Source organism: Streptomyces sp. NPDC002577, assembly GCF_053594815.1.
Genome location: NZ_JBSFWK010000018.1, coordinates 90402 through 106921, shown reverse-complemented (window position 1 = coordinate 106921; position 16520 = coordinate 90402). Strand labels below are relative to the sequence as shown.

The 16520-nt window shown below is 71.8% G+C and carries 15 protein-coding genes; 10 read left to right on the top strand and 5 right to left on the bottom strand.

Annotated features, from left to right (window positions below; translation table 11 throughout):
* Nucleotides 1-59 precede the first annotated feature (59 nt).
* A complete protein-coding gene (locus ACWD4J_RS23135) occupies nucleotides 60-809 on the top strand; it encodes an MBL fold metallo-hydrolase (RefSeq protein ID WP_451397313.1) in 750 nt (249 codons plus the stop codon).
* Between the two features lie 25 nt (nucleotides 810-834).
* Here ACWD4J_RS23135 and ACWD4J_RS23130 read toward each other — a convergent pair whose 3' ends face one another.
* Nucleotides 835-1701 (bottom strand): putative protein N(5)-glutamine methyltransferase, encoded by an 867-nt coding sequence (locus tag ACWD4J_RS23130; protein WP_451397312.1) that lies wholly within the window; start codon nucleotides 1699-1701, stop codon nucleotides 835-837.
* A gap of 255 nt (nucleotides 1702-1956) precedes the next feature.
* On the opposite strand from ACWD4J_RS23130, the gene ACWD4J_RS23125 reads away from it, so the two are divergent.
* From ACWD4J_RS23125 to ACWD4J_RS23115, 3 genes are all read left to right on the top strand, one after another.
* Nucleotides 1957-2583 (top strand): hypothetical protein, encoded by a 627-nt coding sequence (locus tag ACWD4J_RS23125; RefSeq protein ID WP_451397311.1) that lies wholly within the window; start codon nucleotides 1957-1959, stop codon nucleotides 2581-2583.
* 202 nt (nucleotides 2584-2785) lie between these two features.
* Nucleotides 2786-4162, top strand: coding sequence for a protein kinase domain-containing protein (locus ACWD4J_RS23120; RefSeq protein WP_451397310.1), 1377 nt, complete (start codon nucleotides 2786-2788; stop codon nucleotides 4160-4162).
* A gap of 122 nt (nucleotides 4163-4284) precedes the next feature.
* Nucleotides 4285-4815 (top strand): hypothetical protein, encoded by a 531-nt coding sequence (locus ACWD4J_RS23115; RefSeq protein WP_451397309.1) that lies wholly within the window; start codon nucleotides 4285-4287, stop codon nucleotides 4813-4815.
* Nucleotides 4816-4827: 12 nt separating this feature from the next.
* Here the strand turns inward: ACWD4J_RS23115 and msrB are convergent, their stop codons facing one another.
* The 4 genes from msrB to ACWD4J_RS23095 form a co-directional block, all read right to left on the bottom strand.
* Nucleotides 4828-5235 (bottom strand): peptide-methionine (R)-S-oxide reductase MsrB, encoded by a 408-nt coding sequence (msrB, locus tag ACWD4J_RS23110; RefSeq protein WP_451397308.1) that lies wholly within the window; start codon nucleotides 5233-5235, stop codon nucleotides 4828-4830.
* 22 nt (nucleotides 5236-5257) lie between these two features.
* A complete protein-coding gene (gene murC / locus ACWD4J_RS23105; protein ID WP_451397307.1) occupies nucleotides 5258-6646 on the bottom strand; it encodes a UDP-N-acetylmuramate--L-alanine ligase in 1389 nt (462 codons plus the stop codon).
* A 517-nt stretch (nucleotides 6647-7163) separates the two neighbouring features.
* Nucleotides 7164-7637, bottom strand: a complete 474-nt coding sequence (locus ACWD4J_RS23100) for an indole-3-glycerol phosphate synthase (protein WP_451397306.1) — start codon at nucleotides 7635-7637, stop codon at nucleotides 7164-7166.
* Nucleotides 7638-7751: 114 nt separating this feature from the next.
* On the bottom strand, nucleotides 7752-8549 hold the full coding sequence (locus tag ACWD4J_RS23095; protein ID WP_451397305.1) for a pyrimidine reductase family protein: 798 nt from the start codon (nucleotides 8547-8549) through the stop codon (nucleotides 7752-7754).
* Nucleotides 8550-8586: 37 nt separating this feature from the next.
* On the opposite strand from ACWD4J_RS23095, the gene zapE reads away from it, so the two are divergent.
* The 6 genes from zapE (at nucleotide 8587) to ACWD4J_RS23065 (ending at nucleotide 16506) form a co-directional block, all read left to right on the top strand.
* Nucleotides 8587-9684 (top strand): cell division protein ZapE, encoded by a 1098-nt coding sequence (gene zapE, locus ACWD4J_RS23090; protein WP_451397304.1) that lies wholly within the window; start codon nucleotides 8587-8589, stop codon nucleotides 9682-9684.
* A gap of 196 nt (nucleotides 9685-9880) precedes the next feature.
* On the top strand, nucleotides 9881-11869 hold the full coding sequence (locus tag ACWD4J_RS23085; RefSeq protein ID WP_451397336.1) for an NAD-binding protein: 1989 nt from the start codon (nucleotides 9881-9883) through the stop codon (nucleotides 11867-11869).
* Nucleotides 11870-12182: 313 nt separating this feature from the next.
* Nucleotides 12183-13196, top strand: a complete 1014-nt coding sequence (locus tag ACWD4J_RS23080) for a slipin family protein (RefSeq protein ID WP_451397303.1) — start codon at nucleotides 12183-12185, stop codon at nucleotides 13194-13196.
* A 229-nt stretch (nucleotides 13197-13425) separates the two neighbouring features.
* Complete coding sequence (locus tag ACWD4J_RS23075) at nucleotides 13426-14907, top strand: alkaline phosphatase PhoX (RefSeq protein WP_451397302.1); 1482 nt, start codon at nucleotides 13426-13428, stop codon at nucleotides 14905-14907.
* A gap of 254 nt (nucleotides 14908-15161) precedes the next feature.
* Complete coding sequence (locus ACWD4J_RS23070) at nucleotides 15162-15437, top strand: DUF1876 domain-containing protein (RefSeq protein ID WP_451397301.1); 276 nt, start codon at nucleotides 15162-15164, stop codon at nucleotides 15435-15437.
* A gap of 142 nt (nucleotides 15438-15579) precedes the next feature.
* Nucleotides 15580-16506, top strand: a complete 927-nt coding sequence (locus tag ACWD4J_RS23065; protein ID WP_451397300.1) for a polysaccharide deacetylase family protein — start codon at nucleotides 15580-15582, stop codon at nucleotides 16504-16506.
* Nucleotides 16507-16520: the final 14 nt, after the last annotated feature.

Below are 16520 nucleotides of genomic sequence, written 5' to 3'. Positions count from 1 at the left end.
CAAGCCGCACGAACATCAACTACCGTACCTTCTGTCACAGTTCGACACTCGGGATGGTCATGCGCGAAGACGCCATCGTCCAGGTCGCCACCGGCGTGCATCTGGTCCACGGCTCCAACACGAACTGGGTCGTCCTGACCGAGGGCGACGCCGTCACCCTGGTGGACACCGGGTACCCGGGAGACCGCGAGCAGCTGCTCGAGTCGCTCGCGGCGCTCGGCCACGCGCCCGAGGCGGTGACGGCCGTGCTGATCACGCATGCGCACAACGACCACATCGGCTCGGCGGAGTACCTCAGCCGCACCTTCGGCACACCCGTCCTCCTGCACGAGGCCGAGGTGCCGCACGCCCGCCGCGAGTTCCTCCACCAGATCTCCGTCGGCCAGGTCGCGTTGAACGCGTGGCGGCCGGGTGTGCTCCCCTGGGCGGTGCACGCACTGCGCTCAGGCGGCACCGCCAAGGTCCCCGTCACCGATCCGCAGCCGTTCCCCGCCCAGGGTCCGCTCGATCTGCCGGGCCGCCCGGTCCCCGTCCACACCCCCGGCCACACCGAGGGCCACTGCGTGTACCACCTCCCCGACGCCGGGATTCTGATCTCCGGGGACGCCCTGGTCAGCGGGCATCCCACGGCACGCGCGCGTGGGCCCCAGCTGCTGCCGGTGATGTTCGACCACGACCGGCGACGCGCCCTCGCCTCGCTCGACGTCATGCAGCCGCTCGCGGCCGACGTCCTGCTGCCGGGCCACGGGCCGGTGCACCGCGGTCCGGTGGCCGAGGCGGCGCGCCGCGCACGGGAGCTCGCTTCCTGATCAGCCCGTACGAGCGCGCCGCTTCCTACTCCGCCCTCTGGCCGCCTTCGCGGAGCCCGTCACCCGGGTCGAGCCTCGTTCCGATGACGACGGTGGCGTACAGCTCCTCGGACGCGGCGACCTGTGGCGTCAGCCCGCAGCCGGCGAAGGCCGCGCACGCGGCCGGTGCCTGTCGTTCGGTCGTCTCGACCAGCAGATGACCGCCCGGTGCCAGCCAGAGAGCCGCTTCCGCGGCCACCCGCCGCAGGACGTCGAGCCCGTCCGCGCCCCCGTCCAGCGCGACGCGTGCCTCATGGACCCGGGCCTCGGCGGGCAGCAGTCCGATCTCGTCCGTCGGTACGTAGGGCAGGTTGGCGAGCAGGATGTCGACGCGGCCCCGGAGGGCGGCGGGCAGCGGTTCGTAGAGGTCGCCCTCGTAGACCCGGCCGCCCGCGGCGGCGACATTGCGGCGGGCACACCGCACCGCGGCCGGGTCGATGTCGGCGGCGTGCAGCTCGACCCGCTCCTGGGACGCGGCCACCGCGGCGCCCAGCGCTCCCGAGCCGCAGCCGAGATCCACGACGACAGCGCCTGGACGGGCACGGGCGGCGGCCTGCCGTACGAGGAACTCGGTACGGCGGCGGGGCACGAAGACGCCGGGGTCGACGGCGATCCGCAGGCCGTGGAACTCGGCCCAGCCGACGACGTGTTCGAGGGGCTGGCCGGCGACCCGCCGGTCGACCATGGCGGCGAGTTCGTCGGATGTGCGGGCCGCGGAGACGAGCACGCGGGCCTCCTCCTCGGCGAAGACGCAGCCCCCGGCCCGCAACGTGGTGACCACGGTGGAGAGGGAGGTGCGGTCGGAGAGAGAGGTGGCGTCGGAGAAGGGGGGAAGGGACGGCGAAGCCGACATGAGAGCCTTTCGAGATGCCGAAGGGCGCTCTCGCGCTCGCCTATGCCTGAGCGACCGTGCGAACACTCGGTGAGAGCACCCAGCCTGCTGCAGCGGTAATGGGTCCCACCTCCTCGGTCGTCTTCGAGTTGCTGCTTCCCTCCAGTGCTGGAGACGCCACACAGTACCCGAGCAGGCACCCACGGAAGCAACCCCTTTAGAGCTCCTTCAAGGCAACCCCTTGCACTCCACCTGCATCGGCGTAACTTTGATTACATGATTACAGCCGATCAGCGTGAGAAGCTACGCGGCTGGTTCGCCGGCCGCCTGCCGGACGATCTCTTCGAGAGCCTGCTGGATGTGACGGTGGACCGCGAGGAGATCACCGTCATCGGACGCATCCCCGGACCCCGGCTGGCCGAGGACGCCTCGGACGCCGAGCGGGAGGCGGCCGTGCAGGGCCGTATCCAGGAGTTCCGTGAACGTACCCGCGAGGGCCGCGTCGCCGTGGCCCGCGAGGCCGAGCACCGCTTCCGCCGGAAGGTCTCGTGGGGCGTGGAGTGCGGCGGGGAGCGCGCTCTGTTCACCCATGTCGCCGCGCCGGTGATGACCCGGCTGCGGCAGCCCGAGCGTCAGGTCCTCGACACGCTGATCGCGGGCGGCGTGGCCCGCAGCCGCAGCGATGCGCTCGCCTGGTGCGTACGCCTGGTCCAGCAGCACACGGACGACTGGCTGACGGAGCTGCGCGAATCCCTGGAGCACGTCCAGCGCGTGCGTGCCCAGGGGCCGGACGCGCAGCCGCGGGGGCGCAAGGACGCCGGGCCGGAGGAGGGTCCGGCACCGGGCCCGGCGGAGGGGCCCACGGAGGACCCGGAGGAGGGCAAGTCCGACACGCCGGGATGACTCGGTGACAGCACCCTGACGGCACTGCACCATGCCCCGCGACTTCCGGAACAGCTGGTGAGAGGGGGTGGTGGCGTGCGGCAGCCGCACCGACCGCCGGTAAGCTGAGACGGCTGCGGCTCCCCCAACTCCCACGTCCGTGGGCGAAATGCGTTCCGTGGCCGTCCAGTTGGCTGCTGTCCGGAACGAGGTTGGTGCGCAAGTGCTGGTGGCGGATCGATACCGGTTGCACTCCCCGATCGGCCGGGGCGGCATGGGCGAGGTGTGGCGCGCCACCGACGAGGTGCTCGGCCGGGCGGTCGCCGTGAAACTGCTGCTGAGCCAGGATCCGGATCCCTCGGCCACGGCCCGCTTCCGGCTGGAGGCGCAGACCTCTGCGCGGCTGAGTCATCCGCACGTGGTGGGCGTCTTCGACTTCGGTGCCTGGGACGGGCGTTTCTACCTCGTCATGGAGTTCGTCGAGGGCGGCAGCCTCGCCCAGGAGACCTCGGACGGGGGCCGCCTCGCACCTGAGCGGGTCGCCGCCATCGCCGCCCAGGCCGCGGCGGGACTGGCCGCGGCGCACCGTGAGGGCGTGGTGCACCGGGACATCAAGCCCGGCAATCTGCTGCTCGCCGCCGACGGCACCGTGAAACTCGGCGACTTCGGCATCGCCCGGTTCCTCGACGACCCGGCGGCCGCGCTCACCAGTACCGGACAGATCGTGGGCACCGGCCTCTACCTCGCCCCGGAGCGCGCCCTCGGCAAGCAGGCGGGCCCGGCCTCCGACGTCTACTCGCTGGGGTGCGTCCTGTACCAACTGCTGGCCGGGCGACCTCCGTTCGCGGCGGACAGCGCCACCGCGCTGCTCTACCAGCACGTCGACAGCCCGCCGGTGCCGCCGGGGCAGCTGGGGGTAGCGGTCCCGCCCGCCTTCGAGAACTACCTGCTCGGCCTGCTCGCCAAGCAGCCCGAGGACCGCCCGTCGGCGCAGCAGGTCGCGGACTGGTTCCGGGCGGATGCGTGGCGCGGACATCCCGAACCGCTGCCGCCGACGACACCGGCCGCCGGTCCGGCGCCCTCGCACACGGCGCCCTCCACGTTCGGGGCGACAACGCCCCCGTACGCAACAGCCCCGGCCACGCCCGGAGCGACACCGCATGCGCCTCGCCCGGATGCCGGGCCTGCCCGGGCCAGGCACACCGCGTCGTACAGCAAGCCCACCACCGGGGGTACCTCCCGTGCCCTCAAGGCGATGGGGGAAGGCCGGTCGGCTCATGCCCGGCAGCGTCCTCCGGCGCGCAGCGGCAGCGGTCTGCGCGCGCTGGCGGGGCGCCGTCCGAGGGTGACGGGCCTCGTCGCGGCCGTCGCGCTCTTCGTCGCTTCCCTGCTGATCGGCATGGTCTGGTTCGCGCCCGACGGCAGCTCCGGGGAACAGTCGGCCGACCCGGGGACCACGACGGACGCCGGTACGAACTCCACGGCTCCCGGTAGCCCGGCGGCCACGGAGTCCGCGTCGCCCGTCGCCACCGACGCGCCACCCGCGGCGGACAAGAAGCAGAAGGGGCACAAGGAGGGCCAGGACGACGACGAGGGCTGAGGCGGCACGACCGGCGCGCGGGTCCGAGACCCGTTCGGGGGGATCCGGCGGCCCTACCAGCGGGGATGGTTCCCAGCACCCCGTACGGACACCCCCGCCCGCGACGTCGGAGGTCCACCGCCATGCACGACAGCACCCTCCGTCTCTCCGGCCGGCGCCTCCGCGGGGTGCTCGCTCAGCCCAACGTGCTGTTCGGAGGTGTGTACGGGGCCGTGCTGGCGAGTTCCCTCGCTGCCGCGCTGACCCAGTACGGGGAGACGTCCCGCGCCGACCGCCTGTACGACTCCGCATGGCTGCTGTTCACCGCGTGCGCCTCGGCCCTCGCCCACGGCTACGCACACATCATCGCCCGGCGCGGCGAGCGGCCCGCCCGTCTCGACGTACGGACCGCGCTGCGCGTACTTGCGGAGGAGTGGCCGCTGGTGGTGGCCACGCTGCCCACGGTGCTGATGTTCTTCGGCGCGGGCCACGGATGGTGGGACTCCAAGGAGATCGAGTACATCGCGTTCGGCTTCAACATCCTGCTGCTCTTCAGCTGGGGCCTGTTCGCGATGCGCGCCGCGGGACGGACCTGGCACTCCTCCCTGGTGATCGCCTGCGTCGACGCGCTGCTCGGCGTGATGGTCGTGATCGCCAACGCGTTCATCAAGTAGGCGGTGAACTCGTCAGCCCTCTTCAGGCTCCATCCGCAGCGAGATCGAGTTGATGCAGTACCGCTGGTCGGTCGGCGTCGGATAGCCCTCGCCCTCAAACACATGCCCCAGGTGCGAGCCGCACCGCGCGCACCGCACCTCCGTGCGCACCATTCCGTGCGACCGGTCCTCGATGAGTTCGACCGCGTCGGTGTCCTTCGGGTCGAAGAAGGACGGCCAGCCGCAGTGCGACTCGAACTTGGTGTCCGAGGTAAAGAGTTCGGCGCCGCAGGCGCGGCACGAATAGACGCCCTTCGCCTTGGTGTTCGTGTACTCGCCGGTGAACGCGGGCTCCGTCCCGGCCTGGCGCAGCACCGCATACTCCGCCGGGGTCAGCTCCGCCCGCCACTGCTCGTCCGGCTTTTCGACGTCGTACGACATGAAGCTCAGCCCCTCACTCCGGCTACTTCGACAGATGGTCCAAGATCTGCGGGCCGAGCTCCGTCACGTCGCCCGCGCCCATGGTGAGAACCAGATCACCGGGCTTGGCCATTCCCGCGACGACCTCGGGCGCCGCGGCCTTGTCGTGCACGGCCTGCACGTCCGCGCCGGCCGCCCGTGCCGCGTCGATGATCAGGGCACTCGTGACGCCCGGGATCGGGTCCTCGCGGGCCGGGTAGATGTCGAGCACCACCGAGGCGTCGGCGAGGGCCAGCGCCTCGCCCATCTCCGTGCCGAGCTCCTGCGTGCGGGAGAAGAGGTGCGGCTGGAAGAGGACGAGAATCCGGGAGTCTCCGGCGGCCGAGCGCATCGCCTCCAGGTCGGCGGTCATCTCGGTCGGGTGGTGGGCGTAGGAGTCGATGACCTGCACGCCCGCGGCCTCGCCCTTGAGCTGGAGGCGGCGCTTGACGCCGGTGTAGGAGGCGAGGGCGGGGGCGAGGTCCGCCGCCGGGATGCCGAGCGCGGCGCCCGCTGCCAGGGCCGCGACCGCGTTGTGCGCGTAGTGCCGGCCGGGGACCGAGACCGTGAAGGTCAGCTCGGCACCGTCGAGCAGGACGGTGACCTCGCTCTTCAGTCCCTGCGGGACGACGGAAAGGACACGGACGTCGGCGTCCTCGGCCTCGCCGTACGTCACCACCCGGACACCGTCCCCGATCCGCCGGGTCAGCTCGCGGGCGCCCTCGTGGTCCGCGGAGATCACCAGCGTCCCGCCGGGGACGATCTTTCCGGCGAACGTCTCGAACGACTCGTAGATCTCGTCCATGGACGCGTAGTTGGCGTGGTGGTCCAGCTCCACGTTGAGCACGATCGCGACCTCGGGCGCGTACTTGTGGAAGCTGCGGTCGCTTTCATCCGCCTCCGCCACGAAGATCTCGCCGGTGCCGTGGTGCGCGTTCGAGCCGGGGGCGTCCAGGTCGCCGCCGATCGCGTACGACGGGTTCAGGCCGAGGGAGGTGAGGGACACCGCCAGCATCGACGTCGTCGTGGTCTTGCCGTGCGTACCGGCGACCGCGATCGGGCGCAGGCTGTCCATCAGCGATGCCAGGGCGTCCGAACGGTGGACCACCGGGATGCCCAGCTCGGCGGCGCGGGCCAGCTCGGGGTTGTCGGCGCGGATCGCAGAGGAGACGACGACACAGGTGGCGTCCCGGGCCAGGTGCGCCGCGGCGTGACCGATGTGCACCGTGGCGCCCAGCGCGCGCAGCGCGTCCGCGGTCGCGGAGTCCTTCGCGTCACTGCCCGCGACCTTGGCGCCGCGCTGGGTGAGGATCTTCGCGATCCCTGACATTCCGGCGCCGCCGATGCCGATGAAGTGCGGTCGGTCCATGGCGGTGGGAAGGCCGGGTGCCATGCGTGTGTCTCCCAGGTGACGAGGTACGGGCGGTCGGGCAAGGTATACGGCTGGGGCCGCCGCCCCCGGCGGAACAACGCCGGAGCGGGCCCCCAGCCTATGCCTTGCGGGTGGCCGGCAGCGCCCCGGCCGGTCCGGGCGCCCGTAGGAACAGGGGCACCCGCCGTAGTGGCGCTTGACGGCGCAGCCGCCCACCCCGCCTGCCGCTGCAAGCGGGAACCGGTCACCGGCCGGAAGCCGCGAGCGCGCCGAAGGGGACGTGCCGGGATGCGCGCCCGCTGGGGGTACCTCCCAGGCCCTTAAGGCACTGGGGGAGGCTGGCGCACAGTGTGGGCTGACCCGACGACGTACGGCTCGGCGCCAGACTTGGGGGCACCTCCCAGGCCCTTAAGGCACTGGGGGAGTACATCCCGGCGCGGCCCCGACCCACCCACCGGCCGTGGGCGCACCAGCCACCCACAGGCCCGCACCCGGCAAGCCGCCGCAACTCACAAAAAGCCGCCCCCGCCGAAGACCCCTACGCCTTCTTGTGCGAGAACAGCTTCAGCACCGGCACCCCCACCTTGTGCCGCGCCCGCGACGCCCAGTCGCGATGGAAGAACTCCTCCACATAGTGGGGGTCGGTCAGCACGATGACCTCGTCGGCGTCCCTCTCCGCGACGAGCGTCTTGAGCGCGTCGAGCGGGTGGTCCTCGATCAGCTGCCCCTCCGCGGTGCAGCCCGAGGCGCGCAGAGCCGCCAGCGAGACGTCCAGCGCCCTCTCGCCGACGGCCACCGCGTCCGTGCCCTCGGGGGTCTCGTGCTCGTGGGCGGCCTCGTCGAGCTCACCCATCGCGATGTCGTCGATGGCGCGCAGCAGCCGGTCCGCCTGGTCGCCGCGCGGCTGCAGCAGTACGTGGAAGGAAACCTCCTCGTCACCGTGCAAGCTGGTGATGAACTCCACGTCGGCGGATGTCAGGGCCTTCTCGATCATCAATACGCTCGTGAACACGACAGGAGCCCTCTCCTCCATGGGCCGCGAAGTGCCCCTTCGGAAACCATCCCGCCCCGCCTCTGCACGGGGTCTCCAAGATTCAGTTTGCCTGCGAAGACGAAGCGGAACGAGTCATTCCACTGTGTGTCGGTTACGACGGTAGCGAGCGAAGAGGAACCCAGTGTCCTCCAAGAGAGAGGCCAAGGCGAATCGTTTCAGCACATCCACTTCCGCCCCTCCGACGATCCGCTGCGCCGCCCCCGCGGCCAGCATCGGGGACAGTGTCAGACAGAACTCGTCAAGGACGTCCGCGGCCACGAACTGGCCGAGCAGGCGCGGTCCGCCCTCGGTCAGCAGCCGCCTCAGACCGCGGTCGGCGAGCGCCCGTACGACCCGGGCGGGCTCCGCGCCCACTCCCTCGCCGGCGATCACCACCTCGACGCCCGCCTGCTCCGCGGCCCGCAGTCGGTCCGGGGGCGCGGCCGCACCCGTCACCAGGAGAGTGGGGACGAGCGGCTCCGTGAAGAGGGGGAGGGAGAAGTCCAGTTCCAGGCTCGCACTGACGACCGCGATGGCGGGCGCCGGCCCCTGTCCCGCCGCGGCACGGCGAGCGGCGAACGCCTCACGCGCGCGTGCGGGCCGGTAACCCTCGAGGCGGACGGTCTCCGCGCCCACGACCACGGCGTCCGCGAGCCCGCGCAGCGCCCCGAAGATGCGCATGTCGGTCTCGCAGGAGATGGGCTGCGAGCGGCCTTCATGCTGGGCGGCTCCGTCGAGCGTCGACACCATGTTGGCGCGCAGCCACACGTCCTGGTCGGCCGGGTACGCATACGCGTCGGCGAGCTCTTCGACCCCCCAGTCGCGGTCGGCGGACTCCGTGGAACCCGTACGGTCTGCTGTTTCGTCGGTCACAGGGAACAGGCGTCGCATGTCGATCAGTCTTCCACGCCCCCTAAAGTGGGGAAGCGTGTCGTCCTCCACAGCCGCCCGCGGGCACAGCCCGATAACCGAAGCGGCCCCGCTGTCCCTGTGCGCCCGTGAGCCGCACGTCCCCGCGGACCGGCTCGTCGCCGAGATGGTGCCGCCGCCGCGCTTCGACTCGGTGCGCTTCGATACGTACATTCCGGACCCGAACCAGCCCAGCCAGCGCGAGGCGGTACAGGTCCTGAGCGGCTTCGCGGCCGGGCTCGGCGGGGCGCACGCCTCCGGGAGCGGCAAGCGTCGGTGGTTCGGCGGACGGGCGAAGCCCGCCGTGCCGTCCGGTCCGCGCGGTGTGTATCTCGACGGCGGGTACGGCGTCGGCAAGACGCATCTGCTGGCCTCGCTCTGGCATGCCACGCCGGCCGCGCCCGAGCGGAAGGCGTTCGGCACGTTCGTGGAGCTGACCAATCTGGTCGGTGCGCTCGGCTTCCAGCAGACCGTGCAGACGCTGAGCGGCCACAGCCTGCTCTGCATCGACGAGTTCGAGCTCGACGACCCGGGCGACACGGTGCTGGTGTCCACGCTGCTCGGCAAGCTGGTCGACGCGGGTGTGGCGCTCGCCGCGACGTCGAACACGCTGCCCGGGAAGCTGGGCGAGGGCCGGTTCGCGGCCGCCGACTTCCTCCGTGAGATACAGGGCCTGTCCGCGCACTTCCGCGCCCTGCGCATCGACGGCGAGGACTACCGCCACCGCGGCCTTCCTGAGGCGCCCGCGCCGTTCTCCGACGACCAGGTGACACGGGCCGCGTATGCCACGCCGGGCGCCTCGCTGGACGACTTCCCGCATCTGCTGAACCACCTCGCGCGCGTGCACCCCAGCCGGTACGGCGCGCTGGCGGACGGCCTGAAGGCGGTCTGCCTCACGGACGTGCAGCCGGTCCCCGACCAGTCGACGGCGCTGCGCCTCGTCGTACTGGCCGACCGGCTGTACGACCGCGAGGTCCCCGTCCTGGCCTCCGGGCTGCCGTTCGACAAGCTCTTCAGCGAGGAGATGCTGCGCGGCGGCTACCGGAAGAAGTACTTCCGGGCGATCTCGCGGCTGACCGCCCTGGCGAGGGACGCGAAGGGGCTGGTCGGCGAGTAGCCGGGCGTGCGCGGGCGCCCGCGCACGCCTGCGGCGTGGCTCCGGCGGCCGAGGGCGTCGGCGGATGCCCAACTCGGGCGCGTTCGTGTGTCTGTTCGCCGGTTTCGGTGGAACTGGAGTGCCGTCTGCGGCAGTCTTGCTGATCATGTCCAGCCTTCCGCCTCAGCAGACCGCGTCCACGCCCGCCGCCGGCCACATGGTGGTCTGCGGTGACGACGCGCTGGCCCACCGGCTCGCCGCGGAGCTCCGCGGCCTGTACGGCGAGCAGGTCACGTTGGTCGTGCCACCCGCCGGCCAGAGCGGGCTGCGACCCGTCGTGGGCCGGGCGCGCGCCTCGTCGCTGCTCGGGCGGATGTCAGCGGCGGTGACGCGGACGAACGGCAACAGCAACGGCAACGGCACGGCTGCGGCCGGTGGGGCCGCCGACGCCGTGGCCGCCAACGGCAGGAACTCCGGTGGCGCCACCGCCGACGGCGCCGCCCGCAACGGCGACTCCGCCCCGCCGGAGCGGTTGCTGGAGGCCGCCGAGCCCACGGAGGCGATCCTGGCCGAGGCGGGCGTGGAGCACGCGGCGGCGCTCGCGCTCGTCCATGACGACGACGAGACCAACATCCGGGCCGCGCTGACGGCGCGCCGCCTCAACCCGCGGCTGCGGCTGGTGATCCGGCTCTACAACCGCCGGCTCGGCCAGTATCTGGAGGCCCTGCTCGACCAGGCGGCCGCACTGGCCGCACCCGGACCTGACACGGAACCGCACGACGCGTCCACCACCGTGCTCTCGGACGCCGACACCGCCGCACCGGCCCTGGCCGCGAGCGCCGTGGCCGGCACCAGCAAGGTCGTCCAGGCCGACGGACTGCTCCTGCGGGCCGTGGAACGCACCCCGCCGGCGCCCGGCGAGGTCGCCGACCCGGGGTTGTGCACCCTGGCCCTGCTCTCGGCGATCTCGACGGACCCGGCGGCCGCCGAGGGCGCGGAGGGCAGCGGGACGGAAGGGCCCCGGCTGCTGCCCGACGAACAGTCGGTGGCCTCCTCGACCGGCCGCGGCACAGTCGTACTGGAGACCGTGTCGTACTCGGGCCCGGCCCTGCCCGCCGGCCGCAGCGCCCCCTTCGCCTCCCTGCTGTCGCGCCGGCTGCGCTGGTCCTTCGCGACCCTGGTGGGCAGCGTGGTCGCCCTCGCGGTCGCCGCCATCCTGACGACCGGCGAGAGTCCGTTGCATGCCACGTATCTGACGCTGCTGGATCTCTTCGCCATCAACGACCCGGCGTTGCACGAGCGGACCAGCCGCAAGGTGCTCCAGCTGCTGTCCGGGCTGGTGGGTCTGCTGCTGCTTCCGGTGCTGCTCGCGGCCGTACTGGAGGCGCTGGGCACGTTCCGCAGCGGGAACGCGCTGCGCCGGCCGCCGCGCGGGCTGTCCGGCCACGTCGTGCTCCTCGGCCTCGGCAAGATCGGCACCCGGGTGCTGGCCCGGCTGCGCGAGCTCGACATCCCCGTCGTGTGCGTGGAGTCCGACCCGGAGGCGCGAGGCCTCGCCCTGGCCCGGCGGCTGCGGGTCCCGGTGGTCCTGGGCGACATCACGCACGAGGGCGTCCAGCAGGCCGCCAAGATCGGGCGGGCGCACTCCCTGCTCGCGGTCACCAGCTCCGACACCACCAACCTCGAGGCCGCGCTGGTCGCCCGGTCGGTCAGGCCCGACCTGCGCGTGTCGCTGCGGCTGTACGACGACGACTTCGCGACCGCCGTCTTCCGGACCCTGCGCGCCGCGCACCCGGGCGCGTTGACCCGCAGCCGCAGCGTCTCGCACCTCGCCGCGCCCGCCTTCGCCGGGGCCATGATGGGGCGCCAGGTCCTGGGTGCGATCCCGGTGGAGCGGCAGGTGCTGCTGTTCGCCGCCGTCGACGTGGCCGGCCATCCGCAGCTCGAGGGCCGCACGGTCGAGGAGGCGTTCCGGCCCGGCGCCTGGCGGGTGCTCGCCCTGGACTCTGCCGCTCCCGGCGAACGGCTGCCCGACCTGTCCGCCGGCCCCTCGCCGTACTCCGGCGGCCGCCCGTCCGAGCTGGTCTGGGACCTGCACCCCGGCCATGTGCTGCGCCCCGAAGACCGCGTCGTGCTGGCCGCAACGCGACACGGCCTCGCGGAACTCCTCAGCCGGCGGACCCTGCAGCGGACGCACGCCTCCTGAGCGGCGTACGCCTCCGCCGGCACGCGTACATCCTGGTCAGCGGCCCGCCCGTGCCGCGCTCAGCGGCGCAGGTCCGATGCACACCATCGGCGCGACCGGCGACGTCGCCGCCTGCGGCACGGGCACACCGCCACCGGGGCACTCAGCCCGCCGCCGTGACGGCAGCCGTACGGGACCTCACGCACCGTTCTCGGCCCACCCGCGCTCGACTGCTCGACCGCGCACCGAGCGCGTCCTATCGTGGCAATAGTGCCGACAACGGCACCATCGGGCGGCTCAGACGGAATCAGACGTCAGGGACCAGGGGGTCGTCATGCTCGAGGATCTGCTGGCAGCGGTAGCGGCCGCTGGCGCTGCCGGAGTGGTGTACGTCATGGCGGGAGCCAGGATCATCAAGCAGTACGAGCGGGGCGTGATCTTCCGCCTCGGGCGCGTGCTCGGCGACGTACGCCAACCCGGATTCACCATGATCATCCCCATGGTGGACCGGATACGGAAGGTGAACCTGCAGATCGTGACCATGCCCGTGCCGGCCCAGGAGGGCATCACACGGGACAACGTGACGGTCCGGGTCGACGCCGTCGTGTACTTCAAGGTGGTCGACGCGGCCAATGCGATCGTCCAGGTCGAGGACTACCGCTTCGCGGTCTCCCAGATGGCGCAGACCTCGCTCCGCTCGATCATCGGCAAGAGCGACCTGGACGATCTGCTGTCGAACAGGGAGAAGCTCAACCAGGGCCTGGAGCTGATGATCGACAGCCCGGCGGTGGGCTGGGGCGTGCAGATCGACCGGGTCGAGATCAAGGACGTGTCCCTGCCGGACACGATGAAGCGGTCCATGGCCCGGCAGGCCGAGGCCGACCGGGAACGCCGCGCCCGCGTCATCAACGCCGACGCCGAACTGCAGGCCTCCAAGAAGCTGGCGGAGGCGGCCGGGGTGATGTCCGACGAGCCTGCCGCACTCCAACTCCGCCTGCTGCAGACCGTGGTGGCGGTCGCCGCCGAGAAGAACTCCACGCTGGTGCTCCCCTTCCCCGTGGAGCTGCTGCGCTTCCTCGAACGCGCCGCCCAGCAGCAACCGGCCCCCGCCACCACGCCCGTCGCCCCCGCGCCCGCGCCCGCGCCCGTAGGTGCGGTGACCGAGGGGAACCCGGCCGCCCCACCCCAGCCGAACCCGGCCACGGCGCCCGAGGACTCACCGGCTCAGGCGGACGCACCGGCCGGAACGCCAGACGAGTCGCCCAATCCGTCCAAGTCCGCCGAGTCGCCCGAGGTCGAGTCCCCCTCCTGGACATCCTCGGACTCCCCTCTCCGGACAGACGCCTGAACCCTCCTCCCGAGAGACCCGAAAAGACCCAGCCGCCTGACGGACAGTCAGGCTGTCAGACACGGCTGGAAGGCGGCCGACACCACACGAGCCCGCGGACGCCGCCCCGGCGTCCGTGACGGCACGTGACTCGCGTGGCCCCCGGCGGCAGGCGTGGTTCCCGAGATCCTCGGTGAGTGGTACACACAGGCGGGTCACAGTTTCCTGTCCGCCAACAGGAGGTTGCCCCATGTCTGCGTCCGCACAGCCCGCATCCTCGCGGCCCTCGGAACAACCGCCCTCGGAACAAGCGTCCCCGGAAGGACACCCTCCGGCGCAACGGTCCGCACCACGGCAATCTCCGCGAGCCCAGCAATCTCGGCAATCTCGGCGCCAGATCCTCGCCCGCACCGGCGCGGTCGGCGCTGGCATCGCCTTCAGCGGCGCCCTCTCCGAACTCTTCGCGGGCACGGCCGCCGCCCAGGGCAGGACGGGATACGGCCCGCTCGTACCCGACCCGCACGGCCTGCTCGACCTCCCGCAGGGCTTCCACTACAAGGTGCTCTCCCGCGAGGGCGACGACCTGCGCTCGGGCGAGGGCAAGGTGCCCAGCAACCACGACGGCATGGCCGCCTTCGCGGGCAGACAGGGACGCGTGCACCTCGTACGCAACCACGAGAACCGTGTCACCGGCAGGATCCCCGTACCGACGGTCGACGGCCTCACCTACGACCCGGCGGCCAAGGGCGGCTGTACCGCGCTGACCCTCGACAGCCATGACAACGTCCTGGGGGAGCGCGTCACGATCGCCGGCACCGCCGTCAACTGCGCGGGTGGGCGTACCCCCTGGGGAACGTGGCTGACCTGCGAGGAGACCGAGGACAAGGCCGGCACCAACGGCTACACCAAGGACCACGGCTTCATCTTCGAGGTCCATCCGTCGGATCCGCACCGCTCCGGAGCCGTACCGCTCACCGCGATGGGCCGCTTCCAGCACGAGGCGATCGCGGTCGATCCGCGCTGGGGCACCGTCTACGAGACCGAGGACGCCTTCGAAAAGCCCTTCGGCCTCTTCTACCGTTTCCTGCCCGAGAAGCCGGAGGGCGGGCTCGGCTCCCTGCGGGCCGGCGGCAGGCTGCAGGCCATGCGCGTACCGGGCGTGCCAGACCTCTCCGCCGTCCAGGAGACGGGCACGACGTTCGACGGCATCGAGTGGGCCGACGTCCCGGACCCGCTCGCCACCTCGACACCCGTCCGCCTCCAGGACTTCGGCACGAAGGGCATCACGCACGCCCAGAAGCTGGAGGGCTGCTACTGGGGCGGCACATCCGTGTACTTCGTCTCGTCGTACGCACGCAGCCGCGAGGGCTCGGCCGCCGACCACTTCGGTCAGATCTGGCGGTACGACCCGGCCCGGCGCCGTCTCACCCTGGTGATCGTCTTCGGCCCGGACACCGATGTGCAGCTGCCCGGCGAGGAACCGGACAACATCTGCCTGGCACCCAGCGGCGGCCTCATGGTCTGCGAGGACGGGGCGGGAGCCCAGCACGTGTTCGGCGTGACGCGGCGCGGCGAGGTCTACGCGATGGCGCGCGGGCGCCAGAACATCGGTACAGCCGAGGCCCCGGAGTGGGGGGAGTTCGCCGGCGTCACCTTCTCCCCCGACAGCTCCACCATGTACGTCAACTGCTACACGCCCGGCACGACCTTCGCGGTGACCGGGCCCTGGTAAGAGAAAGGGGTCCTGAGCGGCCCGGGCCCGTGCGCCCAGGCCGCTCCGGCACCCGCCCCACCGGCGTGGCGACACTCAGAGCTCTCGTGCGGTACGCAGTGTGACCACACCCCTTCACGGCTTGCGCCCGCGCTTTCAGGGGCGTACAGGATTGGACGTCACCCTTTCGGACGTACAGGATTGAATATGGAGATTCCGGGCGTCCCGCGGCGGTGCAACGCGATGGCGAGCACGTAGGAAAGAAGGCGATCGTCATGCCGAATCCGAACGACGCAACCTGGCATGTGGATCTGGGCATCGACGAAGACGGCAGCGACACCGGTGCGAACGCGGCACTGCGCCTGCCGGACAGTACCGAGCTGAAGGCTCACGGGCACGCCAAACGGCACCCGGACGACCCCGTGCAGAATCGCGTGGGCGAGGAGCTCGCCGCTGCGCGGGCGCTCAACGACCTGGCACGGCAGCTGCTGCGCAAGGCCGCCCACGAGATCGAGGAGGCCACGCACGTGCCGGCCCACCCGCACCCCTGACCTGCAAGGCGGATACGCGGCCGCGTGTGCGACGGACGGGCGACTCTCCCGCCGGGCAAGCGGGTGACTTCGGCGGGCCGAACGGGGGTGTCCGGCGCGACATCCCACCGATAAGCCGGTTTTAGAACTATATGTTCACCGAGTGATCACCTCTGCACGGAGAATCATCACGCGCCGCGCGTGGAGCGCCGCGCTCTGCGCGCTGGGCGCCGTACTGGTCGGGTGCGGCGCCCACGGCGTGCAGGACGCCGGACTTCCGGAGCATGGAGGCCGCGCGACCGCCACCGCCTCGCCATCGGCCGCTCCCTCGCCGTCCCCGTCGCGGCCGCCCACTCTCGCGCCCGGTCCCGCCGGACTGACCCCGGTCTTCAAGAACGGTCCGCGCACCGCCGGGAAGGTCGTGGCGCTCACGTTCGACGCAGACATGACCGCGGACGAGGGCCCACGAGCGGTGGCCGGGGAGCACTTCGACAACCCGGAACTCATCGCCACGCTGCGCCGTCTGAAGGTGCCGTCGACCATCTTCATGACGGGACGGTGGGCCGACGAGTACCCGGCCGAGGCCCGCTCCATGGGCCGCGACCCCCTCTTCGAGATCGCCAACCACTCCTACAGCCACTACGCCTTCACCTCCGACTGCTATGGCCTGCCGACCATCGAGCCCGCGCGGATGCGCTCCGACGTGGAGCGCGCCTTCACGGCGTTCCGCAAGGCGGGCGTACCGCATGTGATGCCGTACTTCCGTTTCCCCGGCGGCTGTTACGACGACCGTGCGCTGCGGGAGCTGACACCCGTCGGCGTCACGGCCGTGCAGTGGGACGTGGTGAGCGGCGACGCGTTCGCGACGGATGCCCATGCGGTGGCGCAGCAGGTGCTGGACGGGGTCCGGCCCGGTTCCGTCGTGGTGATGCACTGCACGCGAAGCGCGGCTCCGGTGACGGAGGAGGCGGTACGGACGATCGTCCCGGAGCTGCGTGACCGCGGGTTCCGGTTCGTGAAGGTGTCGGAGCTGATCGGGGCGAAGGCAGGGCAGGCCCCGAAGGCGGCGGAGGCCAGGAGCCGCCGATAGACGGGCCGACCAGG

Coding starts and splice junctions, on each gene's coding strand:
- ACWD4J_RS23135 (WP_451397313.1), top strand. CDS start 60: ATGCGCGAAGACGCCATCGTCCAGGTCGCCACCGGCGTGCATCTGGTC.
- ACWD4J_RS23130 (WP_451397312.1), bottom strand. CDS start 1,701: ATGTCGGCTTCGCCGTCCCTTCCCCCCTTCTCCGACGCCACCTCTCTC.
- ACWD4J_RS23125 (WP_451397311.1), top strand. CDS start 1,957: ATGATTACAGCCGATCAGCGTGAGAAGCTACGCGGCTGGTTCGCCGGC.
- ACWD4J_RS23115 (WP_451397309.1), top strand. CDS start 4,285: ATGCACGACAGCACCCTCCGTCTCTCCGGCCGGCGCCTCCGCGGGGTG.
- msrB (WP_451397308.1), bottom strand. CDS start 5,235: ATGTCGTACGACGTCGAAAAGCCGGACGAGCAGTGGCGGGCGGAGCTG.
- murC (WP_451397307.1), bottom strand. CDS start 6,646: ATGGCACCCGGCCTTCCCACCGCCATGGACCGACCGCACTTCATCGGC.
- ACWD4J_RS23095 (WP_451397305.1), bottom strand. CDS start 8,549: ATGCGACGCCTGTTCCCTGTGACCGACGAAACAGCAGACCGTACGGGT.
- ACWD4J_RS23085 (WP_451397336.1), top strand. CDS start 9,881: ATGGTGGTCTGCGGTGACGACGCGCTGGCCCACCGGCTCGCCGCGGAG.
- ACWD4J_RS23080 (WP_451397303.1), top strand. CDS start 12,183: ATGCTCGAGGATCTGCTGGCAGCGGTAGCGGCCGCTGGCGCTGCCGGA.
- ACWD4J_RS23075 (WP_451397302.1), top strand. CDS start 13,426: ATGTCTGCGTCCGCACAGCCCGCATCCTCGCGGCCCTCGGAACAACCG.
- ACWD4J_RS23070 (WP_451397301.1), top strand. CDS start 15,162: ATGCCGAATCCGAACGACGCAACCTGGCATGTGGATCTGGGCATCGAC.